General features: G+C 70.4%; 14 protein-coding genes. 2 read left to right on the top strand and 12 right to left on the bottom strand.

Annotation, left to right across the window (positions count from 1 at the left end; genetic code table 11):
- The 6 genes from modA to BQ8008_RS07790 all read right to left on the bottom strand — a co-directional run bounded on the left by modA (position 1) and on the right by BQ8008_RS07790 (position 9,550).
- Positions 1-951: a molybdate ABC transporter substrate-binding protein gene (gene modA, locus BQ8008_RS07815; protein ID WP_108833522.1), complete on the bottom strand. Its 951-nt coding sequence runs from the start codon at positions 949-951 to the stop codon at positions 1-3.
- 28 nt (positions 952-979) lie between these two features.
- Complete coding sequence (narI, locus tag BQ8008_RS07810) at positions 980-1,768, bottom strand: respiratory nitrate reductase subunit gamma (RefSeq protein WP_108833521.1); 789 nt, start codon at positions 1,766-1,768, stop codon at positions 980-982.
- A 1-nt stretch (position 1,769) separates the two neighbouring features.
- Complete coding sequence (gene narJ / locus BQ8008_RS07805) at positions 1,770-2,531, bottom strand: nitrate reductase molybdenum cofactor assembly chaperone (protein ID WP_108833520.1); 762 nt, start codon at positions 2,529-2,531, stop codon at positions 1,770-1,772.
- 1 nt (position 2,532) lies between these two features.
- Positions 2,533-4,230: a nitrate reductase subunit beta gene (narH, locus tag BQ8008_RS07800; protein WP_108833519.1), complete on the bottom strand. Its 1,698-nt coding sequence runs from the start codon at positions 4,228-4,230 to the stop codon at positions 2,533-2,535.
- Complete coding sequence (locus tag BQ8008_RS07795; protein WP_108833518.1) at positions 4,230-8,006, bottom strand: nitrate reductase subunit alpha; 3,777 nt, start codon at positions 8,004-8,006, stop codon at positions 4,230-4,232. The genes narH and BQ8008_RS07795 overlap by 1 nt, the downstream gene beginning before the upstream one ends.
- Before the next feature lie 215 nt (positions 8,007-8,221).
- A complete protein-coding gene (locus tag BQ8008_RS07790) occupies positions 8,222-9,550 on the bottom strand; it encodes an MFS transporter (protein WP_108833517.1) in 1,329 nt (442 codons plus the stop codon).
- 326 nt (positions 9,551-9,876) lie between these two features.
- Here BQ8008_RS07790 and BQ8008_RS07785 point away from each other — a divergent pair, with 326 nt between their 5' ends.
- Positions 9,877-10,410 carry a MogA/MoaB family molybdenum cofactor biosynthesis protein gene (locus BQ8008_RS07785; protein ID WP_108833516.1) on the top strand — a complete coding sequence of 178 codons (534 nt, stop codon included), beginning with the start codon at positions 9,877-9,879 and terminating at the stop codon, positions 10,408-10,410.
- Positions 10,411-10,433: 23 nt separating this feature from the next.
- Here BQ8008_RS07785 and mobA read toward each other — a convergent pair whose 3' ends face one another.
- The 3 genes from mobA to BQ8008_RS07770 are packed head-to-tail and all read right to left on the bottom strand — an operon-like array spanning position 10,434 to position 13,096.
- Positions 10,434-11,093, bottom strand: coding sequence for a molybdenum cofactor guanylyltransferase (gene mobA / locus BQ8008_RS07780; protein WP_108833515.1), 660 nt, complete (start codon positions 11,091-11,093; stop codon positions 10,434-10,436).
- A gap of 19 nt (positions 11,094-11,112) precedes the next feature.
- Positions 11,113-11,607 carry a cyclic pyranopterin monophosphate synthase MoaC gene (gene moaC / locus BQ8008_RS07775; protein ID WP_108833514.1) on the bottom strand — a complete coding sequence of 165 codons (495 nt, stop codon included), beginning with the start codon at positions 11,605-11,607 and terminating at the stop codon, positions 11,113-11,115.
- 46 nt (positions 11,608-11,653) lie between these two features.
- Complete coding sequence (locus BQ8008_RS07770; protein ID WP_108833513.1) at positions 11,654-13,096, bottom strand: molybdopterin molybdotransferase MoeA; 1,443 nt, start codon at positions 13,094-13,096, stop codon at positions 11,654-11,656.
- Positions 13,097-13,340: 244 nt separating this feature from the next.
- Between BQ8008_RS07770 and BQ8008_RS07765 the strand changes: the two genes are divergently transcribed.
- The gene (locus BQ8008_RS07765) at positions 13,341-13,754 is read left to right on the top strand and encodes a molybdenum cofactor biosynthesis protein MoaE (protein ID WP_108834787.1); all 414 of its coding nucleotides are present in this window, start codon (positions 13,341-13,343) and stop codon (positions 13,752-13,754) included.
- 131 nt (positions 13,755-13,885) lie between these two features.
- Here the strand turns inward: BQ8008_RS07765 and BQ8008_RS07760 are convergent, their stop codons facing one another.
- The 3 genes from BQ8008_RS07760 to BQ8008_RS07750 all read right to left on the bottom strand — a co-directional run bounded on the left by BQ8008_RS07760 (position 13,886) and on the right by BQ8008_RS07750 (position 15,845).
- Complete coding sequence (locus BQ8008_RS07760; protein ID WP_108834785.1) at positions 13,886-14,167, bottom strand: MoaD/ThiS family protein; 282 nt, start codon at positions 14,165-14,167, stop codon at positions 13,886-13,888.
- 88 nt (positions 14,168-14,255) lie between these two features.
- Positions 14,256-15,491 carry a GTP 3',8-cyclase MoaA gene (moaA, locus tag BQ8008_RS07755; protein WP_108833512.1) on the bottom strand — a complete coding sequence of 412 codons (1,236 nt, stop codon included), beginning with the start codon at positions 15,489-15,491 and terminating at the stop codon, positions 14,256-14,258.
- A gap of 57 nt (positions 15,492-15,548) precedes the next feature.
- A complete protein-coding gene (locus BQ8008_RS07750; protein ID WP_003785642.1) occupies positions 15,549-15,845 on the bottom strand; it encodes a DUF2249 domain-containing protein in 297 nt (98 codons plus the stop codon).
- Positions 15,846-15,891: the final 46 nt, after the last annotated feature.

Genomic DNA, 15,891 nt, shown 5'->3' with positions numbered 1-15,891 from the left:
TCACGGAGCAGTCGTCTCGGCTGTGGGCTTGGGCGCCTGCGGGGAGGCCGACTCGCCGGAGGTCGCGGCCTGGGACGGGGCAGTGCTGGCTCCTGCACTGGAGCTGGCCCCGGCGCTCGCGCCGGCTGTGGCGCTACCGGGCGCCCCGAAGCCGTACCTGGCGAGAACCTCCTGGCCGGTCTTGCCGGTAACGGCGTCGATGAAGACCTTGGCGCCCGCGGCGTTCTCGGGGTTGGCGGTCTGTGCGATCGGGTAGTGGTTGACGACGCCGCCGTCGGGGATGTCGATCTTGTCCACCTTGTCCTTGGCCGCGGCTGCGTCGGTGGTGTAGACGATGCCGGCATCGGCCTCACCGGACTCGACCTTGCCGCGCACGTCGGTCACCTTCTGCTCCTCGGAGACCGGGTTCAGGGTGACGCCCAAGGCGTTGGTGAGCTTCTTGGTGGCCTCACCGCAGGGCACCTCAGCGGCGCAGGTGACCAGGTTGGCGCCATCCAGCGAGGAGTCCAGCCCGGTGATCTTCTTGGGGTTGCCCTTGGGGACGATGAGGGTCAGGACGTTGGTGGCGAACTCGGTCTGGGTGCCGACCAGTTTCTGGTCCGAGGCCTCCTTCATCGTGGAGTTGTTGGCGGTGGCCAGGACGTCGGCGCTGTTGCCGTTCGCGAGTGAGGCCACCAGGTCCTGCGAGCCCTGGAAGTCGAAGGAGATATCCAGGCCGGGGTTGTCCTTCTCGACGGTCTTCTCGATCTCCTCGAAGGCGCCCTGGAGGGAGGCGGCGGCCAGGACGGTGACCTTGCCGGTGGCCTTCTCGGCGCCGGCGGAGGCACTTGATGAGGCGGCGCCCGAAGCGGCGCCGGTGGAGCTGTTGCTGGCGGAGCCGCCGCAGGCGGCCAGTGAGAGGACGGAAAGCATGCTGATCGCGGTGATCGCCGCACGGCGAGTGATACTCATGTGGTGTCCTTTCATGAGGTAGCCGAGATCAGGCGCCTTGTGACGGGGTGACGTCATTGACTCCCTGGTTTCCGGTGCCCTGAGTGCGCACCGGGGTCCAACCGCGCGAGGGCCGTGCGGTGGAAGTAGCCCCTTCACGTGAACGATAGACCACGTAGGGGCGGGTCACGTAGCCCACGGGTGCGGAGACCGCGTGGACCAGGCGGGTGAAGGGCCAGATCGCCAGGAGCAGGAAGCCCGCGATGACGTGGAGCTTGAAGGAGACCGGCACGTCGCTCATGAGCTCGGGGCGCGGCTGGAGAACCAGTACTGACCGCAGCCAGGGGCTGATGGTCTCGCGGTAGTCGTAGCCGTGCTCGTCGGTGAGCTGGTTGAGGACCGTGGCGGCCGCCCCCAGCAGGACCGGCACGATGAGGAAGCAGTACATGACCAGGTCGTTGCGGGTGGTGGCCAGGCGGACGCTCTTGATGACGACGCGCCGGTAGATGAGCCCGGCCAGGCCCAGGATCGTCATGATGGCCGCCGCTGTGCCCAGGTAGGTGGCGCCAAGGTGGTACATGTGCTGGGAGACGCCCAGCATCTCGGTGATGTCCTTGGGCACCAGGAGCCCGACGACGTGCCCACCCAGGACCATGAGGAAGCCCAGGTGGAACAGGGGCGAGGCCAGGCGCAGGATGCGCGACTCGTTCCACTGGGAGGACCGGGAGGTCCATCCGAACTGGTCGTTGCGCCACCGCCAGATCATGCCTGCCACCAGCAGCACGAGGCTGGCGTAGGGCAGGGCCACCCACAGGAGGTTCTGCTGAATCGGGCTCATGTCATGCTCTCCTGGCTGCTCGTGAGGGGGAAGGGCTGGCGACCGGTACAGGATCCGGCAGGGTGGGCGAACCGGACAGGCTCGGGTTGCGCACGGGAACGGTGGGGAAGGGCAGGGTGTCGGTGACGCCGACGGTCTCCGTGGGGGGACCGGCGGCCACGAGGGCGCGCACGCGCTCGGCGGTGGCCTCGTCGATGCGCGGCAGTGTCATCGAGACGGCCTCCACCAGCCCCGCGTAAGGGGAGCCGGCGTCGGCCAGGGCACTGCGCAGCACCTCGATGCCCTCGCGGTGGGAGGACAGGAGCGCGCCGGCCACCTCGTCGCCGCTGCGCGCGGACAGCTCGAGGACCACCGGCAGGTAGTCGGGCAGCTCGTCGGCGGCCATCTCGTAGCCGGCCGCCGCCAGCGCCTGCTTGAAGGCCAGCAGCGCGGCACCCCGGTGCCGGGTGTCTCCCACCGTGTAGTACGTCAGGTACAGGCAGCAGCGCCGACGCCGGTCGAAGACCTCCACGTAGTGCTCGGCCATGGCCCGCTCGCCGCGGCGCCGAGCCTGAGAGATGAACTCCTCCAGGAGCACGGCCACCTCCGGCGGCAACGCGGCCAGTTCGGCCTCGACGGCGTTCAGACGCGTCTCCAGGCCACCCTCGGCCGGGTAGTCCAGCAGCAGCGAGGCCGCCATGTGCACGGTGGCTCGCTGAGAGGAGTCCAGGGGCACCTCGGGGGGCGCATCCAGGACTCGGGGGGCTCGGACGAAGGAGACCATCTCAGAGGTCCCTGGGGGCGACGACCGCAGGACCGGTCGACGTAGCCCGTGAGGAAGCGTCGGCCGCCTGAGCCTGTCCCACCGGCTGGGGCACTCCGACCTCGGACATTCCCGGACCGGCAGCCGGCACCGGTTCGCGGCGCACGGTCGGCAGCGGCAGGCTCACCGGGCCGTTGTTGACGCCGCCGGCACCGCCCTGACCGTGGAAGGAGGCGACGTCGGGGTGGCAGCCGGCGGGGGCGCCCTCGCCCAGAAGGGTCTTGACGTCGTTGCCCATGGACTCCATGCCGCGAGGGACCTCGGGCTTGGCGGTGGGGATGACGTAGCGGTCGTCGTACTTGGCGATGGCCAGCAGGCGGTACATGGCCTCCAGCTTCTTCCCGTCCAGGCCCACGGCGGCGGCGATGGCCGGGTCGGGCTCGCGGCCCAGGCGCACGTCACGCATGTGGGAGCGCATCGCGGCCAGGCGCCGCAGCACGAGCTCCACCGTGTTGGTCTCACCGGCCGTGAACAGGCCCGCCAGGTACTCCAGCGGGATGCGCATCTCGGAGACGGCCGTCAGCAGCACCTTGTGGTCCTCCCCGTCCAGCCCGGCGGCGGCCACCTCGTCGACGATGGGCGACAGCGGCGGGATGTACCAGACCATCGGCATGGTGCGGTACTCGGGGTGCAGGGGCAGGGCCACCTCGTAGGTGTCGATGAGGTCCCAGATGGGGGAGGCCTGAGCTGCCTCGATCCAGTTGTCCGGGACGCCCTCGGCACGCGCGCCCGCCACGACCTCGGGGTCGTGGGGGTTGAGCAGGATCTCGCGCTGAGCCATGTAGAGGTCCTGCGGGTCCTTGACGGCGGCGGCCTGCGAAACGCGATCGGCGTCGTAGAGGAGGACGCCCAGGTAGCGCAGACGGCCCACGCAGGTCTCCGAGCACACGGTGGGCTCACCGATCTCCAGACGCGGGTAGCACAGGGTGCACTTCTCGGCCTTGCCGGTGGTGTGGTTGAAGTAGACCTTCTTGTAGGGGCAGGCCGACACGCACATGCGCCAACCGCGGCAGGCGTCCTGGTCCACCAGGACGATGCCGTCCTCGGTGCGCTTGTACATGGCGCCCGACGGGCAGGCGGACACGCAGGTCGGGTTGAGGCAGTGCTCGCAGATGCGCGGCAAGTAGAACATGAAGGCCGACTCGATGTCGGTGCGCACCTTGGTGTTCATGGCCTCGATGACCGGGTCCTGCTGGAGGGTCTCCATGGAGCCGCCCAGGTCGTCATCCCAGTTGGGGCCCCACTGGATCGTGGACATGTACTCGCCAGTCAGCTGGCTCTTGGCGCGCGCCACCGGCAGGGCCGGGGAGTCCTTGGGGGCCGAGAGCAGCTTGTCGTACTCGTAGGTCCACGGCTCGTAGTAGTCCTCGACCGTGGGCATCTCCGGGTTGGCGAAGATGTTGACCAATCGGCGCAGGCGTCCGCCGGAGCGGGGGCGCAGGCGCCCCGAGGCGGTGCGCTCCCAGCCGCCGCGCCAGGTGTCCTGGTCCTCCCACCCCTTGGGGTAGCCGACACCGGGACGGGTCTCGACGTTGTTGAACCACATGTACTCGGTGCCCTCGCGGTTGGTCCAGGCCTGCTTGCAGGTCACTGAACAGGTGTGGCAGCCGATGCACTTGTCGAGGTTCATCACCATTGCGATCTGAGCCATGACCTTCATCAGAACGTCACCTCCTGGTTGCTGCGGCGACGGATGAGCGTGACCTCGTCGCGGTTGTTGCCCGTGGGGCCGATGTAGTTGAAGGCGTAGGACAGCTGCCCGTAGCCGCCGGCGAAGTGGCTGGGCTTGAGCACGATCCGGGTCAGCGAGTTGTGCGTCCCGCCGCGCCTGCCGCTGGACTCGGTCAGCGGGGTGTTCATAGTGCGCTCCTGGGCGTGGTGCATGAAGACCATGCCCTCGGGAATGCGGTGGGAGACGATGGCCCGCGCCGCCACGATGCCGTTGCGGTTATAGGCCTCGACCCACTCGTTGTCCTTGACGTCGATCTTGTCCGCGTCCTGGGGGCTCATCCAGATGGTCTGGCCACCGCGCCCCAGGGTGAGCATGTGCAGGTTGTCGAAGTACTGGGAGTGGATCGCCCACTTGTTGTGCGCGGTGATGTAGCGCACCGCGACCTCCGCCGTGCCCGCCTGGCTCGTGGACACCGCGCCCGGCGAGGCCTCCCCGTACAGGGCGTGGAAGTCCAGGGGCGGACGGAAGACCGGTAAGGACTCGCCCATGTCCCGCATCCAGTCGTGGTCGAGGTAGTAGTGCATGCGCCCGGTCAGGGTGTGCCAGGGCTTGGCATGCTCGACGTTGACCACGAAGGCCGAGTAGCGCCGTCCGCCGTGCTCGGAGCCGGACCACTCCGGGGAGGTGATGACGCCCTGGGGCTTGACCTGGGTATCGGCGAAGGAGATGAGCTTGCCGGCCTCCTCCTCACTGAGCTCGACCAGCGTGGTGCCGGTGCGCTTGGACAGCGTGTCCCAGCCCTCGGTGGAGATGCGCCCGTTGGTGGTGCCCGACAGCGTCAAGATCGCGTCAGCGGCACGGATGTCGGTGTCGAGCAGCGGCCGGCCGGCGGCCTCGCCGTCGGTGGAGACCCCGTGGTTGCGGGCCAGGCGCTCCACCTCAGGCCCGGGCTTGAGCATGATGCCCTTGCAGGGCAGCCCCAGCTTCTCGGCCAGGGGACCCAGGGCGTCGAACTTGGCCCGGATCTGGGTGTAGTCGCGCTTGGTGGGAACGAGCTTGGGCATCGTCACCCCCGGCACCCACTCCTGGGGCAGGGCCGAGACGTCGCCGTGGGCCATCGTCAGGGCGTCGGGGGTGTCGTGGTTGAGGGGCGCGGCGACGACGTCGGTCTGGGTGCCCAGGTAGCGCGGCGCCCAGGCGGAGATGAGCCCGGCCAGGGTCTGGAAGACCTGGAAGTCGGTGCGCGCCTCCCACGGCGGGTCGATCGCTGCATTGAAGGAGTGCACGAAGGGGTGCATGTCGGTCGAGGAGATGTCGTGCTTCTCGTACCAGGTGGCCGCGGGCAGGACGACGTCGGAGTGCAGGGTGGTGGAGGTGTTGCGGAAGTCCGCGGTCCACATGAGGTCGAGCTTGCCGACGGGGGCCTCATCGCGCCACGTCACCGAGGCCGGCCGCTGCTCGGGCGGGGTCTCGACGGCGTTGACGTCGTTGTCCGCGCCCACCATGTGGCGCAGGAAGAACTCCGTGCCCTTGGCCGAGCTGCCCAGCAGGTTCGTGCGCCACGAGCACAGGATGCGCGGGAAGTTCTCGGGGGCGTCGGGGTCCTCGCAGGCGAAGCGCAGCTCGCCGGAGCGCAGCTGCTCGACGACGTAGTCCTTGGGGTCCATGCCCGCCTCGGCGGCCTGCTGGCCCAGGAGCAGCGGACTGCGGTTGAAGGTCGGGTAGGACGGTGTCCACCCGCGCTTCATGGCCTCGACCATCGTGTCGGTCGCCGTCTTGCCCGCCAGGGTCCCGGGCCCGAGCGGGGAGGCCAGGCGCTCCGCGGAGGTGGTGTCGTAGCGCCACTGGTCGGTGGTGATGTACCAGAAGCCCGTGGCGATCATCTGCCGGGCCGGGCGGTGCCAGTCCAGGGCGAAGGCGTACTGCTGGAAGCCACTGATCGGGCGGACCTTCTCCTGACCCACGTAGTGGGCCCAGCCGCCGCCGTTGACGCCCTGGGTGGCGCACATGGAGGTCAGCGCCAGGATCGTCCGGTAGATCTGGTCGGCGTGGTAGTAGTGGTTGATGCCCGCGCCCATGACGATCTGGGAACGGCCTCCGGACTCCACGGCGTTGAGGGCGAAGTCGCGCGCCACCCGGATGATGGCCGGGCCCGGCACACCGGTGATCTCGCTGGCCCAGGCGGGCGTGCCCGGGACGGTGGCGTCCTGGTAGTCCGCCGGCCACTGGCCGGGCATCGAGGGGCGCTCGACGGCGTACTGGGCCAGGAGCAGGTCGTAGACGGTGGTGACCAGGCGGTCCCCGATACGGGTGACCGGCACACCGCGGCGCACGACGCCGCCGCCCACAGAGCCCTCGGGGGTGGACGAACCGGGCAGGTCGAAGCGGGGCAGGAGGACCTCGGCGGCCTGAACCTGGGGGCCCTCGCCGTGCAGGTCCAGGATGCTCATGACCGGGTCGACGCCCTCCATGAGGAGGTTCCACTTGCCCTCGCCCTCGGGGGTGAAGCGGTCGGCCAGGGTGCCGCCGGGGTCGGCCGGGCCGCGCCGGCGGTCCCACACGAGGGGGCGGAACTCGTTCTTCGGGGCTCCGGCGGCGACGCCGTCGACGTCGGAGGCCGTCACGAAGCGGCCGGGCACGTAGCCGGTGCCGTCGGGTGAGGGCTCCAGGCCGATGAGGAAGGGGGAGTCGGTGTGGCGGCGCATGTAGTCCAGGAAGAAGGGCTCCTGGCGCTTGACGTGGAACTCGCTCAGGATGACGTGCCCCATGGCCTGGGCCAGGGCGCCGTCGGTGCCGGGGGCCACGCGCAGCCACTGGTCGGCGAACTTGGTGTTGTCGGCGTAGTCGGGGGAGACGGCCACGACCTTCTGCCCGTGGTAGCGGGCCTCGGTCATGAAGTGGGCGTCCGGGGTGCGGGTCAGCGGCAGGTTGGAGCCCCACATCATGAGGTACTGGGAGTTGTACCAGTCACCGGCCTCGGGGACGTCGGTCTGGTCGCCGAAGACCTGCGGTGAGGCCGGGGGCAGGTCGGCGTACCAGTCGTAGAAGGAGAGCATCGTGCCACCGATGAGCTCGTGGAAGCGGGCACCGGAGCCGTAGGAGACCTGGGACATGGCCGGGATGACGGTGAAGCCGGCGATCCGGTCCGGGCCCCAGGCGCGGATGGTGTGGATGTAGGCGGCCGCGACGATCTCCATGGCCTCGTCCCAGCCCACGCGCACCATGCCGCCCTTGCCACGGGCCGACTTGTAGGCCTTGGCGGTGGCGGGGTCACCGGTGACCTGCGCCCAGGCGGCCACTGGGTCGCCGTCGTTGGCGGACTTCGCAGCGCGGAAGGCGTCCAGCAGCACCGAGCGCACGTAGGGGTAGCGGATGCGCGTGGGGGAGTAGGTGTACCAGGAGAAGGCCGCGCCGCGCGGGCAGCCGCGGGGCTCGTACTCGGGCATGTCCGGCCCCGTGGTGGGGTAGTCGGTGATCTGCTTCTCCCAGGTGATGATGCCGTCGGAGACGTAAACCTCCCAGGCGCACGAGCCGGTGCAGTTGACCCCGTGGGTGGAGTGAACCATCTTGTCGTGGCTCCAGCGGTGCCGGTAGAAGGTGTCCGACTCGCGCCCGCCGGTCAGGAACAGGCGGCGGGCGTCGGCGGAGGCCTGTCCCCGGCGCAGGTACGAGCCCAGCGTGAGCAGTCCGGGAGCGTTCTCGACCTGTTGATCGGGCCCGGGGACGATCCCGGGGCCGGTGGGCTGGGAGCCGGTGATGCTCATCAATGGTCCTTTGGTCCGTGAAGTTGGCGGGTTGCTGGTGGTTGGGCGGAGATTGGTCTGCGTGGCCCGGGGCCGGTGAGGACGGGGCGGTCGCTGTGTACTTCTGGCTGGCCCGGCGACGCTGCTGAGATCTCAGCAGCGTCGCCGTCGGGCTGGTCAGTCGGTTGTGGGCGGTTGGCTCGGCGGGGAGGGCCCGGCCGACGCCGGATGCCGGATCAGCCCGGACGCTTGGCGCCCGGCTTGGCGTAGCGGATCCAGCAGATGACGGCGCACACGACGCAGAAGACGGCGCAGCCGTAGAAGAAGACGTGGGTGGGCATGAGGGTGAGCGCAATCCCCACGAGGAAGGGGCCGAGCGAGGCGACCGCGGCGGTGAAGCCGATAGCGCCGCCGGCCTGGCGCTTGGGCATGATCATCGGCATCTGCTTGAAGGTCGAGGCGTTACCGACGCCGGCGAAGAAGAACATGGCCAGCAGGGCCACCATGAAGATGGTGAAGTCGGCCGGGTCGTCCGCGCCGGCCACCAGGTAGCCGCACCAGGCCATCGTAATGGCCATGCCGATCGCGGAGACGAAGGTCCAGATCGCACCGCCGAAGCGGTCGCACAGGGGCCCCCACGCGAAGCGCAGGAAGGAGCCGATGAGGGTGCCGATGAAGGCGTAGGAGGCGCCCTGGGGCAGGTCGGAGGCGGCGAACTGCTTGGCCAGGTCGGAGGCGGCGCCGTAGTTGTTGTTGATGATGTTGGCGGTCTGGGCGGCGAACCCGGAGAAGACGCCGAAGGTCATGATGTACAGGACTGTCATGAGCCAGGTGTCGAGGTTGCCGAAGATGTCCATCTGCTCCTTGATGTTGGCCTTGAGCGGGACGTCCTTGATGTAGCGGAAGGTCAGGAAGGCCGCGATGAGGGACCAGGGCAGGAAGAAGACGGTGGCGTTGACGACCATGGGGGCGCCCTCGTGGTGGGGGGCGACCCAGGTCAGTCCGAACAGGCTGATGCTCATGAGGAAGGGGGCGGCGAGCTGGATGACGCTCATGCCCATGTTGCCCAGACCTCCCTGCAGGCCCAGGGCGGTGCCGGCCAGGCGCTTGGGGAAGTAGAAGCCGGTCGAGGGCATGTAGCCGGAGAAGGTGGCGGCCCCGATACCGCAGGCGAAGGACAGCGCGAGCAGGACACCGAAGGAGGTGTCATGGTTCTGCACCGCGAAGAACCAGCCGAGCATCGGCAGGATGTACAGCAGGGAGGACCAGCCGATCATCTTGCGGGCGCCGATGGTGGCGGGCAGGAACATGTAGACCAGGCGCAGCGCGGCGCAGGACAGACCCGGCATGGAGGTGATCCAGTAGATCTGGTTCTTGGTCAGGTGGAAGCCGACGTCGTTGAGCCTGGGAGCGACTGCGCTGGGCAGGAACCAGACGGTGAAGCCGAGCATGAGGGAGAAGGTGGTGATTGCCAGAGTGGTCCAGGCGATCTTCGCGGACCAGTTCTCCGGCTCCTCGGGGTTCCACCCTGTGAGGACGCGACCGGAGGTGTCGAGCGTGGGCATAGGGCTCCTGCTGTGATGTGGGGCTCGGTCTGCTGGGCGACAGCGCCTTGGACCTGAGACTGTCTTGAGGATGTCGGTGGAAGCGCGCGGGCTCGCACCGCCCCTAATGATGCATGACCTTGGCCTGGACCCTCACGCAAGGGACGAATGTCCGAGCAACACGAGGCGAAACCGACGTCTCGAAGGTGGAAGGGGGCGGTGAATTAGATTAAATGTTAGTTACCTAATTGAGGTTGCCTGTCGGAGGGTGCCTGGCGCCCCACCCCGAGGCACCAGGCGGAAGACGGAGGGGCCTGAGCGGGGCGTGCACGGACTACGGTGGCCCCATGAGTGAGACCTCGATCGTCCAGAAGGGCTTGGTGCCCCTCCCCGAGCCCGTCAAGGGTGCCGTCATCACCGTCTCTGACCGGTGCGTCAGCGGAGAGCGCGAGGACCTCTCCGGTCCGTTGGCTCAACGCCTCCTGGCCGAGTACGACGTCATCGTCGACGAGGTGGACCTCGTGCCCGACGGCGTCGAGCCCGTGCGCGAGGCGATCTCGCGGGCGGTGGCCGCCGGAGCCCGGGTCGTCCTGACCACCGGCGGAACCGGGGTCACGCCGCGTGACCTCACGCCGGAGGCCACGGCCCCGCTGCTTGACACTCGCATGGAAGGACTTGAGGCCCAGATCCGTGCCTACGGCCTGAGCAAGACCCCGCTGGCAGGTCTGTCACGCGGCCTGGTGGGGGTGACCTCCCGCGGCGACGCCGGCGCCCTGGTCGTCAACGCCCCCGGCTCGCGCGGCGGGGTCAAGGACACCGTCGCCGTCATCGGCCCCCTCGTGCCCCACGTCCTCGAGCAGCTCGGCGGCGGCGACCACTGAGAGCCTCGGTCCGAGCGGGATCGTCACTCGCAGAGGCCGCAGTCCCAGGCGCGGACCTCGTCCCAGGTGTCCAGGTCCCTCACGATCCCGTGGGGGAGGGTGATGGCGGAGACTCGGAGCCTCCCGAGGACCCGGCGCACGGCCACGTCGCGCAGAGGAGCACCGCCCGGGGCGACGGCCGCGGCCAGCACCGCTCGCCGGTAGAGGCCCAGCAGGTACTGGACGTGGTCGCCGTCGCGGGCGCAGACGCCGTCGGCTCCCGGATCGCCGTCGTACAGCGCCTCGATGAGGGCCGGTAGCGCCCGCCAGGAGGTCGGCGCGTCGCAGGTGAGGACTCCGATCAGCCCGGCGGCGGGTCCGCACCGGCCCAGGCGCGCCAGTCCGGCCGCGATGCCGGCGACCGGCCCGCCCAGCGGCGGGTCCTCCAGCGCTCGCAGGACGCCTCCGGGAAGCGCCACCTGCGCGGGGGCGACGACGCACACGTGCCCGAGTGGAAGGCCCTGGCCCCGCAGCTGTTCCAGACCGGAGAGGACGTGGTCGAGCAGACGCGCTCCGCGGGCGACGACGTCGGGCTTGGTGGCCCCGTCCAACCGCCTACCGGTCCCGCCGGCCAGCACGACGACGTCGATCGAGCCTGATATGTCAGGGCCGCCGGGCGCGTCTGCAGCGGCGTCGGCGCTCACGACGCGGTCTTCCGTCGGGTCAGGCGCTGTCACCGCGTACCCAGTCTCCGGAGCGGCCGCCGGACTTGGCCACCACCTTGGCCTCGCGCAGCTCGACGCCCCGGTCCACGCCCTTGACCATGTCGACGATCGCCAGGCCCGCCACGGTGGCGGCGGTGAGGGCCTCCATCTCCACCCCCGTGCGGTCGGCCGTGCGCACGGTGGTCTCGATGCGCACGCCGCCGTCGACGATCTCCAGGTCCACGCGCGCCCCGTGCACGCCGATGACGTGCGCCAGCGGGAGGAGCTCCGGGACCTTCTTCGTCGCCGCGATCCCGGCCACGCGGGCCACGGCGAGGACATCCCCCTTGGGGACCGCGCCCTCGCGCAGGGCGGTCACGATCGCCTCCGAGCAGGCCACGAAGGCGCTGGCGCGGGCCTCGCGCACAGTCGGGGTCTTGGCGGTGACGTCCACCATGTAGGCGGCGCCCGCCTCATCGAGGTGGGTGAGGGTGATCTCGGGGCGGGGATCCATGAGGCGGCTCCTTCACTGGGTTGCGGGCACTCGTCGTGGACGCACCCTAGGCCCTGACGGCTGACCCTGAAGGGTCTGTCCGCGAGCTCTGAGGTGCATCCGCGCGCGCCTGGAGGTGGTAGGGGAACGAGTGGGGGAGTGGGATGAGGGGCAATGCGTCGCCGACGTCGACCGCCTCGACCTCGGCGGCCACGACCGCCAGCGCCTGGGCGGCGGGCAGCGAGGCCACCAGGTGTGAGCCCGAGCCGAGCCGGTGGGTGGGCGTCACCCAGGGCAGGCCCGCGTCCTGCCCGGTCTGGTCCCCGAGGGGCCCTGCGGGGTCGGCTCCTGCCGCGTCGGCGGGAGGCTCGGTGAAGCGCACCGGCACATGCTGACGCCGGCTCGGCGGGGTCCGCCAGGCCACGGCCGCGCGTGCCGTCAGCCGGGGCCGTCCCGCCAGGTCGCCGTCTCGTCCGGCATCCGGGCTGGTGCTGAGTCCGGTCAGTCGGGCCAGCGCGGGCGCCACGATGGTCGTGAAGGAGACCAGGACACTCACCGGGTTGCCCGGCAGGCAGATGATGGGGACCCGCCGACCGTCGTCGGCGCGCACCCAGCCGTGGCCCTGAGGCTTGCCCGGCTGCATGGCCACCTTGACGAAGTCCAGGCGCACCGGGGGCTCCTCTCCCCGCTGAGCCTGCGCCAGCATCGTCAGCGGGTCGAAGGCCCCCGCGGACACGCCACCCGAGGTGACGATGAGATCGGCGTCCGCCGCGGCCCGGCGCAGTACCGCGGCCAGCTCCTCGGCGCTGTCGCCACTGCGAGCCACGCTCACGCAGTCCGCCCCGTGCTCGGCCACCAGCCCGGCCAGCAGCAGGCCGTTGGAGTCCGGGATCGTGCCGGGGGTGAGCACTTCTCCGGCATCGCGCAGCTCGGCCCCGGTTGAGACCACGGCCACGCGCACCCGCGCCGTCACCGGCACGGAGCCGAGTCCCACGGAGGCCAGGGCGGAGACGGCCGCAGCGGACAGCCTCGTGCCCGCTGCCATGACCGGATCGCCTGCGCGCACGTCCTCCCCGGCGTGGCGCACATTCAGCCCCGGCCGGGCCTCGGCGTGGAGCTCGACGCGCTCCGGCAGCGGGTGGGGGCCGGGTGCCTGATCGGTGTCCTCCACCTTGACCACTGCATCAGCGCCCTCCGGCAGCATCGCCCCGGTCATGATCCGCTGGGCGGTTCCCGCAGCCAGGGGCTGCGGGGCGGCTCCGGCCGGAACATCCCCCGTCACCGGCAGTACCACGGGCGACTGCGGTGAGGCCGCGGTCGTGTCCTCGGCGCGCACGGCGTAACCGTCCATCGCCGAGTTCGTCCACGGCGGCACCGGCACGGCCGCGGTCACGTCCTCGGCCAGCACCCGGCCGTGCGCCTGCCCCAGCGCCAGCCGACCGCCCTCCAGGGGGGAGAGGGGCTCAAGCACCTGGGTGACGTAGTCCTCCAGGGGAATCATCTGCGTCATAGCGGTCCTTTCTCGACGAGCCGTCCTCAGGTGCGGCAGAGCCGCCACCGGGCCGCCGCTCAGGCGGTCGGCCGACGTCGTCGTGTGCCCATCATGCCCGTTCGGCGGGCCCCGCCCATCTGGGTATGCTCGCGGCCGACGACACCCCGACCTCCGCGGGGCCGCCGGACCGATGCACAGCAAGACGCCCCAGGACGAGGAGATCTTCGTGACCACCAGCCCCGAGAAGCCAGGGAGCGCCCGTGTGGTGCGCGCCGAGGTCACCGAGGCGCTCATCAGCGTCACCGAGCTCGCCGGCGCCGTCCACGACGCGGCCGCCGGCGCCGTCGTCACCTTCGAGGGCGTGGTCCGCAATCACGACGCCGACCGTGCCGTCACCGGCATCGGTTACTCCTGCCACCCCACGGCCGGGCAGATCGTCGAGCAGATCGCTCGTGACGTCGCCGAGCGCGGTCGGGTGCGGGCCCTGGGCGTCGTCCACCGCGTCGGAGACCTGACGATCGGGGACGCGGCGCTCGCGGTCGCGGTCAGCTCCGACCACCGCGCCGAGGCCTTCGCCGTCTGCAGCGAGATCGTCGAGGAGGTCAAGATGCGCCTGCCCGTGTGGAAGCGCCAGACCTTCACCGACGGCTCGGCCCAGTGGAGCAACCTCGCCTGACAGGCCGATCCCTCCTTCCTGCCTCCCCTTGTCGCCGAGGCGGGCATTCTTCGCGTAGCCGGGCGGAAAAACGGTAAGGCTACGCGAAGAATGCCCGGCTCGATGCGGGTAGTGGGGTGGGAGCGCGAGCCTCACCCGCCGGCGAAGGGCGGAAGCACGTCGACGGCGTCGCCGTCGGCCAGGGGAGTGAGGGAGTCGGCCGGGGTGGAGACCGAGTTGACGAGGAAGCTGCAGATCGGCACGACCCGCGCCATCTCCAGGCCGCGCCCGGCCAGCTGCTCGCGCAGCCCCGCCAGCGTTGTGCCAGCCGGCAGGTCGAGGCGCTCCTCGGGACGGCCGGCGGCTTCGGCGGCTGCGGCGAAGTAGCGCAGGGTCACCGACAGCGTCTCAGACACCGTCGCTGTGTTTGTCATTGTGTCCGTCGCTGCGCGTGCCGCGCTCGCGGGCTCGGGGGAGGGGCTCATCTTGGGGACTCCTTGATCGGGTGCGGCTCGGATGCGGTCAGCCGCCGATGGCCGACATGGTGCGTTGCGGTCGGGTGAAGCCGTCGGCCTCAGGCGGTGCGTCCGAGCCGTGCGCGCGGGGCTTGAGCCAGGTGGCCCCCGCCCAGATGCGGATGAGCTCGTCGTCGTCGGCCCCGGCGCGCATGGGACCGCGCAGGTCGGTCTCGGTTGCTGAGAACAGGCAGGTCATGAGGCGCCCATCGGCCGTGATACGGGTGCGGTCGCAATCCGAGCAGAAGGGTGCGGTGACCGAGGCGATGATGCCGACGCTCCCGGCCGGGTGCGTCTGACCCCCGTGCGTGCCTGCGGCCACGTCCCACAGGGCGGCCGGGCGCCGATCGGGGCGGCCCGCCTCGGTGAGGGCGAAGCCGGCGTTCCTCAGAGCAGCCAGGACCTGCCGGGCCCCGACGACGTCCTGGCTGCGCCACGACTCGCGTGGTCCCAGTGGCATGTGCTCGATGAAGCGCAGCTGCCAGCCGCGCCGCAGGCACTCGGCCAGCAACTGGGGTGCGCGCGTCTCCACGGTGCCGGGCAGGGCGACCGCGTTGACCTTGATGGGGGCCAGACCCGCCTCCTGGGCGCCGGCGATCCCGGCCAGGACATCACCGAGCCGGTCGCGTCGGGTGATGGTGGCGTAGTCCTGGGGGTCCAGGGAGTCGATGGAGATGTTGACGCGGTCCAGGCCGGCCTCGCGCAGGCCGGAGGCCCGCCTGTCCAGTCCCAGACCATTGGTGGTCAGGGCGATGTCCGGCTTGCCGCCTTCGGCCGTGCGCAGGGTGGCCAGGGACGCGACGATCTCCTCCAGGTCCCGGCGCAGCAGGGGCTCGCCCCCGGTGAGGCGGATGCGCTCCACCCCCAGGCGCTCGACGGCAAGGCGCCCCAGCCGGGTGAGCTCGGCGGTGGTCAGCAGGTCCGAGGTGGGCAGCCACTCGAGCCCCTGGGCGGGCATGCAGTAGGTGCAGCGCAGGTTGCAGCGGTCCGTGATGGACAGACGCAGGTCGCGCACGGTGCGCCCGTACCGATCGGTGAGACGTTCCGGGACGCCGTCGGGCGCGAGGGTCGCCACCTGCGGAATCGGCTCCGCCGGGCGCGTCGGCGCCGGGGACCTGAGTGCCTCGGGAGACTCGGGCAGCACCGTCCGGGCCGTCGGCATGGGCAGGTCCGTGAGGCGAGCACGAGACTCGCCCACGCCGACGACCGCGGAAGCGAGTGCATCAAGCGGTGCTGGCGTCATGGAACGAGCATATCTGCCGGACGCTCGGGATCGGGAGGCGCACTCCGCGTCCGAGGATCAGGCAGTGCGCAAGATCTCGACGCGCGCGAAGCCCTCGGACTGCTCCAGCAGGGTGTGCTGGAAGGTGAAGGGCAGCTGGTCGATCTGGGCCAGCAGCGGGGTGGGGACGTGCGGGGCCACCAGGTCGAAGCCCTCGCCCGGATTGAGGGATGAAGCGGCACCGATGACCGCCGCGTGGCGCAGACGGTGCGGGATGGCGCGCGCGTCCAAGGTAAGGCGCTCGTCGCTGTGCTCGTGGCAGCCGCAGCTGGACTTCTTCTCGGTGACGGGCAGCAGTTCGGGGCTCTCACTCATAGGGGTCTCCTTCAGTGCGTTCGTACTGGTGGGCGCGACCTTACTA

It is taken from the genome of Actinomyces sp. Marseille-P3109, assembly GCF_900323545.1.
GTDB lineage: Bacteria > Actinomycetota > Actinomycetes > Actinomycetales > Actinomycetaceae > Actinomyces.
Note: the sequence above shows the minus strand (reverse complement) of the source record. Positions and strands in the feature narration are given on the sequence as shown.